Source organism: Lysinibacillus sp. FSL K6-4013, assembly GCF_038630435.1.
GTDB classification, from domain to species: Bacteria; Bacillota; Bacilli; order Bacillales_A; family Planococcaceae; genus Lysinibacillus; species Lysinibacillus boronitolerans.
The window spans coordinates 4,104,494-4,117,071 of sequence record NZ_CP152031.1 but is presented as its reverse complement, the minus strand read 5'-3'; the positions used below and the strand labels follow the sequence as shown (position 1 = coordinate 4,117,071).

The following is a 12,578-nucleotide window of genomic DNA, read 5'->3' as shown; positions in this document are numbered from 1 at the left end:
AACTTAATTTCAATTGATTAAAAATTTGACTGAAATGCTAATTTCCAATTCCTTGTTAGGGCTTTTTACTTATTTTGTCATGTCTTATATGTAAAGGAATTGGATGATTTTTATTATGGGAATAAAATGAAAAAAAGGTTATTTCTTTATTCTTGAATAAAGAAATAACCTTTTTCTAGTTGTTGCTATGGTCGGGGATTACCAAAAATTCCTGGTAAAATATTCGGAAGTCCTGGTATTAGTGGTGGTGGGAAACCAGGATATTGACCACCTGGACGTGGCGGATAAGGCTGCGGCGGATACGGCTGTGGTGGATATGGACGTGGCGGATAAGGCTGCGGTGGGTAGGGCTGTGGTGGGTATGGACGTGGTGGATAAGGTTGCGGTGGATACGGCGGTGGATAAGGTGGTGGGTATGGTGGCGGATAGGAACTACCAGGCGGTGTTCCTGTACCTGCAGCAGTGATTTGACTAACATCCACAGTCACTATTTGACCGTTATCTAGCTGGATTTCAGCTGTTCTTCCTCCAGTGCCAAATGTTCGAATCAATGTACCTGAATAAGTACCAGTAGGGAGTGTCACCCATATTTTCATACCTGGCCGAAATTGACTGTTAAAATCATCGGGGGCTAATCTAGGATAAACCAATGAAACACACCTTTCTTCATTTTTTCTAACATATGCCTATTGCGATTTTTGTCATAGGCTATAGGCTATGGATGCTTAAGTTCGAATTTGTTATAAAATATAACAAATTTCATTATAATAAGAGAAAAAGCTAAAAGGATGTTTAGCATATGGCAATTATTAAGATAAAAAAAATAAACATACAAAATTTTCGAAATGTACGACAGGGTGAACTTGTACTCGCAGTACGTTTTGAGACATTTCTACAAGCGAATGTTGTTGGCCTATATGGACAAAATGGCTCTGGAAAGACAACCATTGTAGATGCATTCAGTTTATTGAAGACACTTATATCAGGATGGCTTGCTGAAGTGAAGTTACCTTCACAAGAGAAGCGACTCCTATTGGCAGGAGAGCAAACAGCTAGTATGGATGTTGAATTTTTAGTTGAGAATCAATTCGGTACATTTTTTGTGAATTACTATGTGGAACTACAGGAGGATCAGCATCGACTATATACTACGCTGGAGCGCCTTACCTATCGAGAAAATACGAAAGGGAAGCGATTTAAGACTTTAGTTGCTGTGACAGAGAAAGATGTGCAAATCCGTCAATCGAAACTGAATGATCTGAGTGAACAGGCACGTATCCAATTACTGGTTATTCAACAGTTAGCAAGAAAACAGTATATGTCATTTCTATTCCACAAAGATGTAAAGCCATTATTACAGGAACGACTTTCTGAGCAAGAAATGCAACTGCTACAAAATATTGCCGTTGATTTTAGCAGAGATTTACATGTTGTTAGTAATCAAAACATTGCACCATTATTTGAAGAACGGATCATGCCGTTTAGTATTCATTTAGAGAAAACGAGAGGCCTTATTCCTTATGATTTAAATGGACCAGCTTTATTACCAGAGGATGCATTCTATGCATTATGTGAAGTAATTGAGCAAAGTAATCAAGTGCTCTCGGCAATTATTCCTGGTCTGACAATTAAAATTAATATCATCACAAAACAAACGATGGATAATGGAGAGCAGGGAATTCGTTTTGAGTTTTTGTCGCAGCGTGGGGAGCGGGAATTACCGTTACGAACAGAGTCAGAGGGAATTTTAAAGATCATTTCTATTCTTAGTGTATTAATTGCTGTATACAATAATCCGAATGCATGCGTGGTTATTGATGAATTAGATTCAGGTGTATTTGAATATTTGTTGGGTGAGTTGTTAACAGTGATAGATGAGGATGGAAAAGGACAACTTATTTTTACATCCCATAATCTACGTGTGTTAGAGGTGCTAGCTATTAAAAATTTATGGTTTACGACGACAAATGAATATCACCGCTATATGCAGCTAAAAGGTATTAAAGAAGTGAATAATGCTAGAGATGTTTATTTACGTGCTATCCAACTTGGTGGACAGGACGAAGAGATATATAAGGAAACCAAAACATTTAAAATCAAGCGTGCTTTTCGTAAAGCGGGTGTTCAACATGACTAAAAAAGTGCTATTAATCATTGTGGAAGGGCAGACGGAGCAAATTATTTTAGAGGATTATTTAGATGCTCATTTTGCGAACTCGACAATACGCTTTGATGTACAACGTGAGGATATTTTAACAAAGTGGGATGCGCACAAACGGATCCCAAATATTAAAAACAGTGTTGTACGAGTGATTCAGAGCTATCTAGAAAAATATAAATTTTTAGCCAATGATTTAACTGCTGTTGTTCATATTACAGATGCAGATGGATGCTTTATTGCACCAGAATGCGTCAAGGTAGATGAGAGTATCGAACAAAACCTATTTTATACAGAGGATGCTATTTTAGTGAAGTCGGATAAACGTAAAGAGCAAATTGAACAACGCAATGATATGAAGGCAAAAAATGCCCGAATTTTAATCGCTAACGACCACTTTAACATTAACCGTATGAAAGTACCTTATCAATTATTTTATTTTTCTACGAATTTAGAGCATGTCTTATGGAATGAGCGCAATGAAATCCCTACAGAAAAACTACAAAAAGCAGATGAATTTATGGACAATCTATCAGGCACGATTGGGGAATATTTAAGCGCCTATCTACCGGTTAGTTCAGCGTTACCTTATAGGGAGAAAATCAAGAAAAGTTGGTCCTTTTTAATGGAGGACTGTCATTCATTGCAACGAGGCACGAATGTACCGCTATTATTTGAAATGATTAAAACAGATGTACAGTAAAAAACAGGCGACGAAATACGTCACCTGTTTTTATCTAGTGTGAAGTTAGCGCATTTGCTCATAGCTTCGAATATGAGTTAATATGGCAGGGTCTTTAATTTTTGTATCTTCACTTAATAATAAAAGCTTGGACATGATCTCAGCAGTACGCGGATCATCATCCACCATCGGCAAGAAAATTCGTCCCCGATGCTGAGAAGGTACAGCAATAATCGGGATCATGGAACCGCCTATTTGATGCACCACACCACTTCCTAAATGTAAGGAGTAACTTGCTAGCTTACCTTCTACGAGGGCATGTTGCTTTTTCACTTCCACATTGTTTAGCTTCAATAATTTCGCCAATTCTTCTACGATAATACTGCGCATTTCAACAGTAGAATGACTTGCCTCTGGGTCTACACCCCCAATATGAGCAACGCTGACAACGAGATCAATATCTCGCATAACCTCAGAGAATATCGCAGCTGGAATATCATCTAAAACGATATGTTTGCCTGATAGTCGATCATAGAAGTAAACACCTTCGATTGCAGGTGCTTCAATTTCTGCTGGCGTAAACCAATCTGCCTGTGCATACAAGGATGCCACAATATTTTCCTTATAATATACTTTACGTGGTCCTGTTTCATAGCTGATTTGCCAGCCACGTGTTTTCAACAAGGCTACTGTTTGTGAAGGATTTACTTGATGTCCTGCATAGCGCAATGATTGTTTCTGTGCTTTTTCATCAGCATTGATGAGATATAACTCACGGAACACTTGCTTAAATGGCTGTTGTATTTTGTGCTCGAACATATAGGATTGCCACTGTCTCCATTGACCACTTTCTAGAAGATGGAAAGGATGAGCAATCTTTATAGAGGACGAAGGAGCAAGGTCCACAATGTCAGCCGATAGAAGCTGTAAGCCTTGTGGTGTAAGCATTCCAACGTAATCATCGCTGATAAATATTAGTTTTTGTAAAAGTGGAGCTAGGATCGGATGGGCCAATAAATGAATGAGCTCCTCGATCGAAAATACAGTTTCTAATTCCATTGCTTGCTCAAGAGCTGGGCGTGCTCGTTTGTATTGTTCTTGTAGGTCTTTTCTGGCTTCCTGCAAGGTTACAATATCAGCATGCTTTTTTAATGCAGCAGGAACGTTCTTTAGACGTTTACCATCCTTTTCAACAATAATAGCTACAGAGGCGTCATCTTCTATTTGTAGATGTGCTGTAATTTGCTCGATCTGTTGTGCTTTAAACAAATGCTTCATATCGTTAAAGGCAGATAATTCCATACGCCATGTGAAGCGAGTGGCTTCTCCATCTCCTGCATTACGCGCTAAATTTTCTAGTGCGATACTTGCTGCTCGAGCCTCACTTGCGCGGCGTTGGGCACCAAATTGCTTACTTTCCTTCAAAAACTGTTGAATAAATTGATAGCGTGTTAGGGCGTCTTTGTCATCCGATTTTATTAAAGGGATAAGACCAAGTGCGCGCAGTTTATCTTTATTGCGTTTATCTTGAATTTCTTGCATTAACGTTTTTGGACTGAGTTTACCGATGGCTGTATCGGCATAAAGCTGTGCCCGACGATGGTTGGCTCCTTCAGAGGCATATTTTGCAGCATCATAAACAAGTTTGAATTTCTTAGCCCCAAGTGTTTGATAGGCGCTTTGGAACCAAGCTAAATCGAATGCACCATCACGGAAATCCTCAGCAGTTATGCTAGAGAAAAGGGCAATCTGATCTTTGGCAAAGTCGGATAAAGAATCTGTGGTGTGAGCGATAAAATACCAGGCTGATTCTTTTAGTCCATCCCAGCCAATCACTTCACTGACAAGGTCTATCCAATGTTGGTTATACATCATGGCTTCAATTAAACGTTCTTTAGAAATGTCTGTTTTCAGCCATGCTTCTTTTAATTGCTGGGCTGTTTCTTCTTTTTTAGGGTAACAGTTAGTTAGCAATCTGGAGAATACATCCTTTTTCGTTTCTGCCTGCCAAATATATCCTCGCGCAAGTTTTTCTCCGTCAAGTGCCTGTAGAATTTGTAAGAAATAATTAATACCCTCAAAATAAGAAATGCTACTAGCTAACTTTGTAACAGCAGTAGGCGTATCACCACGTTTTAGCTCTATGGCTAAAATTCGATCAATTGCTTGTTCACGAATAGTAAAGAAATCGGTTAAATCTTCAAATGACTGTTGATAGCGTTCTCGCAATTTAGTTGGCTCGATAAATATTTCTGAAGCGAGCGTATTGGTAAAGATGGCCTCAAATAAGTGATCTTGCGTAAATAAACCAACCTTCATTGCATCTAAATATTGGAATAAAGATAAATTGTAGACGTTTGGCTTATAGCTTTCATTTTTCATTCGCTTTGTTAGCTCTTCATTGATAGCTAGCATTTTGACATATTCACCATAGGTTGTGTAATCAGACCAGCATCGATCAACAAATGTCTCAATGACATCTAAATCGATAATGGTAGAAGTGGAACGATAGTAATAATAACCCTTCTCTCGAACATCAAGTTGCCACTGATCAGCAGGGATTTGTTTGAATAGCTGTAACATTATGACTACTGCCTGTTCGAAGCGATTAAATTCGGGTGCATGCTTTTCGAGTAATGAAAGTGCTTCCTGATGTAGCACTGTATCACCTGAGATTTTGTCGATGTCTTGGGATAGCACTGAGAAAATCTGTTGAATTGTATCGTCATATTTCAAGGAATTAAATTGCGCAACACGTACTTTTAATTCTTTGTATTGGAAGAACGGTTTAATTAGTGTATGAGCTGCTTCGGAAAGATCATGAGCAGCAGGGTATTCTGATAGATTATGGTAAAAATTAAAATAGGCTAAGTCCTCATTACTAAATAATGCTGTCTTTATCCATTGAACAATTTCTTCGGGGATAGGATAAGCATCAAGACTAGCATGTCGTTGATTATCCGATTTAGTTGCCATTACACTATATCTTTGTCCTAATGTAGTGCTTATGGGTGTGTCATTCCATTGGTATGTTTCATATTCTAGTTCAGCATGTTTATCTAAAAGTTGAATAAGCTGCTCTAGCTTAGATAATAATTTATCAACATCATATTGAAAGAATTTTTCGAAGGGTGTAGGTGTCTGTGCATAAAGTGGAACAAGTTGTTGCCAAGGCTCTTCACCGTTCATTTGAATGGCTCCATCAGAAATACAGTCGTATTGAATAGGGGGATGTGGTGTATATAAGCCAAAGCCATTACGCTCGTTATACTCTGGGGCATCCCTTGTAATTAATTGCTCTAACAAAACTTGCTCGTTTTTAGTTACTTTTGGTAATAAGGAGCATAAAGCTGTAATTAGCTCGCTTGCTAAGCTGTATTCCTTAGAGGCTTCTAATAGTAACTCAAGCCCTCCAAGTCTCTTTAACTGCTTACTATCTTTTATCAGCCTTTCAGCACTTTGTAATAGATGGTTCTGTGGCTGAACTTTTAAGAGTGAAATAGCCTCTTTACGAAGTGCACCTGATTTATTAGCTAAAAGATCTTCAATTTTTGCTATTTCTTCTTCTGTTGGTGTTAGAGCATGTATTTTCTTTAACGCAAGAGAACGATTGATGGAACTGCGATCCCGTAAAGAATTAAATAAAAATTCACGTTGACCTTCTGTGACAGGGTCAAGACAATAAATATTCAGTAGGCCGATTCTACTTGATGGTGAGTAAGAATCTGCATGCTCAATAATTCGTTGGAATAATGCCTCGTCTTGTATATGGTGGGCTAAAATAATTTGTGTTGAAATTAAATCTTCTAATGGCAAATGGACATAGACAAAGGATAGTGGTTTGCCTGTAATGATAAGTCCATCTTTCGTTATTTCATTCTTTGCCCACTCAAGCTGTTCAAATAAGAGGTATTCAATCCCTTGTAGCTGTGTGTTTTCTTGCATGAAGGTTTGAAGGATTTGCTCCCATTCATTGTCTCTTGCATACTCACTATTAATATGGTGATTAGCATAAAGAAAATTGCCCCATGCAAAGGCAAACAGCTCAATATCTTTTGTTGATAAGATTAAATCCTTCACAAATGGCGCTGTAAAGGAGATTTTCGATAAGTTTTTCAAAAAGGCAAGCGTTGTAAGTTGGATATGCTTGTCACGCTTTAAGAGTTTTGTTACAAGGTCATTTAACTTCGTATAGTCCTTTGTAGCAGTAGCCCATAATGCAACATAAACATCAATTGTACGTTCACTTTTTAACAATTGCTCAACAAAGCTGTCTTCTTCAATTGCTTGGATGGCTAATGTAAGAACTTCCTCTGTTATTTTTTGATTTTCGAAGCTATTATAGCCAAGTCCCATCCAAGTATCGACTGCTCGAATTACAGAGGAGAAGCGTGTTAGGCGATGCTCCTGAATAAGCTTCATCATGTTGAGCTGTGCATCTAGATTGCCATGGTCAATATTTTCTACTATTGCCTGTCGTAAACCTTCTTGTCGTGCAGCTGCTATTAAGAGTTTACCAAGTGCATCATGCATACGACGATTACTTGACTTGAAAATACCTCGAATGAATGGATGACCGAAAAAGCTACTTTGATGCTCATCAAATAAAATACTCTCTACTGCTTCTTCGATGGAAGGGTTTTCTAATGATAGTTCTTCAGCAAGCAACTGTTCAAAAACATTAAAACCCATAACTTTCACATTTTCATTCTTCAAGACATACGAGCTATAGTTTGGATAAGTCCCATGTTCATATTGGCGATGATTCGTTAATAACTCCTGCAAAGTAATTTCCTCAAATGTCAGCATCTCTTCTATTAACTGTAAACATTGAAAAAGATGGTCTTGCACTGGTTGAGATGAACGAAAAGATCGACGTAAAGCATCTGTTTGAAACATTGTAGCATCAAAACGTAATGCTAGTTTTTTGATCTTGAGTGCACGTTCTTGTGAAGAAAACAAGGTAAGCACTTCAAATAATGGTCCACTAAATAGCTCTCCAAGTGATGAATATTGCTGAGCAGCTATAAGCGATTCAATGTCATAATCTCTATTGTCCATGTATTTTAACAGTGCGGCTGCTAAAGGCTGTATCGCTATAGGTGCAGAATCAGCTATAGTTTGAAAATGTGTCTTTTGTTCAGGTGAAAGTGTCATCAAAAATCCCTCCTACCAAATTCGTCCTGCAAGCATAGTAAGTTTAATAAATGTAAAAACATCATCTTCCTGTATGTTTAATGGTGTAGAAAGAGAATCTAAAGATTCTTCATTATGAAGAACTAAAAACAGCTCGTCCTGAAAGGCTTGAAGCATTGTGGAAATAGCTTGATCCACTGACTGTACAGCATCCTTTTTCTTTTCTCCAAACTGTACTTTGCCATATTGGGCCGCGTCTACTAATTGCTGATCCGTTAAATATAGATGAAGTGGTGTATCTACCATTTTTTCATTAAATTGTTGTACTTGCTGTGTAACAAGCTGAACAAGTAAATCTTGTAACGTTATGACAGGCTTTTCAATTGAAAATGGAATTTTTTCAAGCTTACGAGATTTCTTACCGATTACTTTTTGCTGGTAAAATAAACGCAATCTAACACCTCCTTACAATAATTTCATTATACAAGAGTGAGAACAGGGAAAAGAATAAGGCATATGACGCTAGTTGCGTAAAAAAATTTGGGAAAAGTGTTATCAAAAGTAGCCTGCTGCAACTGATTTGTAGGGTAGAAAGTGGGTAAAAATTTACTGAAGATTATGCGGAAAATAGAACATTTGTACGATTATTGTTATCAAGATAAGTATCATTTTGCGTTTTTTTATTCTAATAACGGTGAAGAAGCAGAATATATTACTCAGGTAACTTTTTAGACATACGTATTTAAAAGAACATTCTTTCATGAAATCTCGTAAACGAAGATTATTCTCATTAGTATTAAATAGGTGACATAATACAGCCTACTATTTATTTGCTATAAATAGTGGTGTACTTTTGTGGAGTTGTTAACAGACATCTTTTCATCTCTGATTTCATAAGCTTTATAGGTATGATTTTATCAAGCTAGAAGGAGGCAAAATCATTCAAATACACGTTGTACGGGCTGGCGAGTCTTTATGGGGTATTGCACAGGCGTATGGGGCTACGGTTCAGAGCATTATAGATGCCAATCAAATTCCAGAGCCAAATCGTTTAGTTGTGGGGCAAGCTCTTGTAATCCCGATTGTCGGAAGCTTTTATTATGTAGAGCCAGGTGATAGCTTATGGTCAATTGGTCAACGTTTCGGTATTAATTATGTAACGCTTGCACAAGTAAATGGCATTCATCCCAATCAACCATTAGCTGTTGGAGCGAGATTGTATATTCCACAACCGCCAAAAACAAGAGCACAAACATTGGCCTATTTAGAGCCGAGAGGAACATCTGTTAGTGAGGCACTCTTGAATCAAGCAAGGGAAGCGGGTCCCTATTTAACATATTTAGCTTTATTTAGTTATGAGGCTAGGCGTGATGGTACTTTACAGAGACCGCCAAGCCAAGGTGTGACGCAAATTGCAAATGATACGGGAGCTTCAATGGCGATGGTTATTTCTAATTTGGAGAATTTTAGTTTTAGTGGGGAATTAGCGAGAGATATTTTTCAAAGTACGGCTGTTCAAGATTTGTTATTTGATAATATTCTTGCGGAGGCAAAGCAACTTGGTGACGTCAAAGATATCCACTTTGATTTTGAAAATTTGCCAGCAGATCAAAGACAAGCCTATAACAATTTTTTAAGAAGAGCTGTAGAAAAATTTCATGCTCAAGGATATACAGTGTCTACAGCATTAGCTCCTAAAACAAGTGATAGTGAACGAGGACCATGGACAGCGGCACATGATTATAGAGCACATGGGGAAATCGTGGACTTTGTCTTACTCATGACTTATGAATGGGGATATTCAGCTGGCCCACCAATGGCCGTTTCACCTCTCCCAGAGGTAGAGGCAGTTGTAAAATATGCGGTGAGTGAAATACCTGCAAGCAAAATTATGTTGGGGCAAAATTTATATGGCTACGATTGGACGTTACCATTTGTTCAGGGGGGACCGTATGCAGAAGCGCTTAGTCCACAGCGAGCCATTGAAATTGCTAAACGTTATAATGCAGCAATTCAGTATGATTGGAGAGCCCAAGCACCATTTTTTGAATACTATGATGAGCAAGGTAGGGCGCATATGGTGTGGTTTGAAGATGCTAGATCTATTCAAGCTAAATTCAATCTCATTAAACAATATAACCTTCGTGGTATTGGTTATTGGAAATTAGGACTACCATTCCCTCAGAACTGGGTGTTAATTGGTGCCAATTTTGATGTGGTAAAGAAATGATAAAATGAAGAAAAAGGACGGATTGCCCAATGTATTTTCTGCGAAGAGGAAATTATCTGTAAAATCCATTCCCAATTATGGATAAATATATTATAATTATGGTAAATAGTATTTTAGGAGGTATATTTTGGGTAAATTTAAAAAGTTAGGTATTATTTTAACAACTACTGCATTTTCTGTTGGGATTCTAGCACCCGTTTCACAAGCTTCTGCAAATGTGAAAGAACCTTCAGAGCGTATTGCAATACAGTTGGCTGCCTCAGAGACAAAAGTGACAAAAGGTATGCTAATTAACAAATTACGTGCACTATTCCCTGAAGAGTTCAAATTTGTAGCTGATAATGAGTTTAATTCTGGAGGCGGTCATTTCTTTAGAGATGATACAACGGTCCGTTATGATTTAAACTTCAATAAAACAGTAAATGGTAAAGATGTATATGGTGGTTTTACATTTAAAGGTGAAGATTTAGAGTTAGAACATTTCTATTATCAGCCAGCTAATATCGCTGAAGCACTATATCCCGCAAAATATTCAGAGACTGAAGCAAAAAAAATTGCTGATGACTTCCTAAGAAAATTTGCGAAAATAGAGAACTATAAACTCCGTGAAGATGGCTTCGGTTATTACAATGACATTAATCGTCCATTATCACAACCAATTACCTACTCATTTGTTTATTCACCAACTTATAATGGAGTGCTTATTGGCGATCAAAGTATTACTATTGATGTTCTTGCTAATGGTCAAATAACAGGAATGTATCGTAATACAGAATCTTTAAGTAAAGCAACTTTTGATAGCTCAAGCCAGAAAAAAAGTGAGGAAGAAATTGTAGCACAAGTACGTGATAACTTAGCAGTTGAACTTCGTTATTACGTTGATTATTTTAGCGATCAACGTAATGTGAAGCTTGTTTATATGCCAGCAACAGGATTTAATGGTGTACATGCTTTAACGGGTCAATGGCAAACAACGAATGGCTTCTCTACACAAGTTCCAAAGACGAAAAGCGCTGAGAAAATATCCTCACAGCAATTACCACCAAGAAAAAGTGGTATGACTGTAGCAGAGGTTGAGGAATTTGCTAAAAATTTATTAAAAGTTGATGAAGACAAGGCAAAGCTCACTATTGATATGGTTGACGAAAGAGAAAATGACAATGGTGAAACGGTTTATACAGTAAATTACATGTATATGTACAATAATGGCGGATCTGGTACCTCTTTAGAAATTAATAAGGCAACAGGCGATATCGTGCAGTATCACGATATTATGAGAGATTTTATCAACACTGACAAAACAAATACCATCTCTAAGGATGCGGCATTAGCAAAGGCGATTGAATACTTAAAGCAATGGGCTCCATCCTATTTACATGAGTATTCGATGCCAATTGATGATCCTGTACATGATGATTATAGTAAAGATTATTACTTCTCCTTCCCACGCATCGTAAACGGAATTGCAGTTGTTGGAGATGAAATAAACGTAGGTATTGGCTCTGATGGATCATTACGTTCATTGAATGTTAATAAACAAAAGGTTACTAACTGGCCTTCTATTAGCCAAGTAATCTCAGCAGATAAAGCAAAAGAAGCATATAGTAAGGCACTTACATTACAGCTTCAATATGCAAAACAAGATACTGAAGGTAAACAACATTATGATCTAGTCTACGCTCCAACTTACAACGGTAGCTTAGTTAATCAGATTGATGCAATTACCGGTGAATGGTTGTATCAGGTAGATGGTTCAAAAGAAAAGCAATCTATTTCACATCCAACAGCAGCCAATGAATTAAATTATCTTTTAAATCAAAATGTATTAGAGGTAAAAGATATAGCAAACTTTAATGCTGATGCTGCTGTAACAAAGGGAGAAGCATTAAAGATTCTACTAAAATCTTTAACATATGGCTATTTTGGTGGCGGCGATGGTGAAAAGCAATCCTTCAGCAATATCGATAAAAACCATCCTTTATATGGAGTGGTTGAACAAGCTGTAAGAATGGGAATTTTACAGCCAGCAAACCAATTCCCATTGGATGAAGCATTGACTCGTCAAGAGCTAGCAGTATGGTCTGTTAAAGTAATGCAATTGGAGAATGTGGCAAAGTATAAGGATATTTACAAATTAAACTTTGCGGATGCAGCTTCTATTGATCCAGCATATACTGGCTATATAGCAATAGCAAATGGGATGGGTCTGATTGATACACAGCAAAATAATTTTAATGCTACCAAGAGTGTGTCATATGCCGATATGGCTGTTTCAACAATCCGTTTAGCAAAAGCTATTCAAGAAAATAAAGTGGATCGTAACTTCTATTATTAAGACGCATTCCACGAAAAGGGTATCTCCTCATATGTAG

7 protein-coding genes are annotated in these 12,578 nt (G+C 37.5%); 4 read left to right on the top strand and 3 right to left on the bottom strand.

Annotated elements, in window-relative coordinates:
* Nucleotides 1-185: 185 nt before the first annotated feature.
* Nucleotides 186-650, bottom strand: a complete 465-nt coding sequence (locus tag MHB39_RS20375; RefSeq protein ID WP_205445841.1) for a hypothetical protein — start codon at nucleotides 648-650, stop codon at nucleotides 186-188.
* A gap of 149 nt (nucleotides 651-799) precedes the next feature.
* On the opposite strand from MHB39_RS20375, the gene MHB39_RS20370 reads away from it, so the two are divergent.
* Together MHB39_RS20370 and MHB39_RS20365 are read left to right on the top strand one after the other, a co-directional pair.
* Nucleotides 800-2,137: an ATP-binding protein gene (locus tag MHB39_RS20370; protein ID WP_342545157.1), complete on the top strand. Its 1,338-nt coding sequence runs from the start codon at nucleotides 800-802 to the stop codon at nucleotides 2,135-2,137.
* Nucleotides 2,130-2,861, top strand: a complete 732-nt coding sequence (locus MHB39_RS20365) for a hypothetical protein (RefSeq protein ID WP_342545156.1) — start codon at nucleotides 2,130-2,132, stop codon at nucleotides 2,859-2,861. Before MHB39_RS20370 ends, MHB39_RS20365 begins: the two co-directional genes overlap by 8 nt.
* Before the next feature lie 45 nt (nucleotides 2,862-2,906).
* Here MHB39_RS20365 and MHB39_RS20360 read toward each other — a convergent pair whose 3' ends face one another.
* Both MHB39_RS20360 and MHB39_RS20355 read right to left on the bottom strand, forming a co-directional pair.
* A complete protein-coding gene (locus MHB39_RS20360) occupies nucleotides 2,907-7,997 on the bottom strand; it encodes a DUF4132 domain-containing protein (protein ID WP_342545155.1) in 5,091 nt (1,696 codons plus the stop codon).
* A gap of 12 nt (nucleotides 7,998-8,009) precedes the next feature.
* Nucleotides 8,010-8,429 (bottom strand): hypothetical protein, encoded by a 420-nt coding sequence (locus MHB39_RS20355; RefSeq protein WP_342545154.1) that lies wholly within the window; start codon nucleotides 8,427-8,429, stop codon nucleotides 8,010-8,012.
* Nucleotides 8,430-8,916: 487 nt separating this feature from the next.
* On the opposite strand from MHB39_RS20355, the gene MHB39_RS20350 reads away from it, so the two are divergent.
* Both MHB39_RS20350 and MHB39_RS20345 read left to right on the top strand, forming a co-directional pair.
* The gene (locus tag MHB39_RS20350) at nucleotides 8,917-10,206 is read left to right on the top strand and encodes a glycoside hydrolase family 18 protein (protein WP_342546942.1); all 1,290 of its coding nucleotides are present in this window, start codon (nucleotides 8,917-8,919) and stop codon (nucleotides 10,204-10,206) included.
* A 127-nt stretch (nucleotides 10,207-10,333) separates the two neighbouring features.
* Complete coding sequence (locus MHB39_RS20345) at nucleotides 10,334-12,541, top strand: YcdB/YcdC domain-containing protein (protein ID WP_258859703.1); 2,208 nt, start codon at nucleotides 10,334-10,336, stop codon at nucleotides 12,539-12,541.
* Nucleotides 12,542-12,578: the final 37 nt, after the last annotated feature.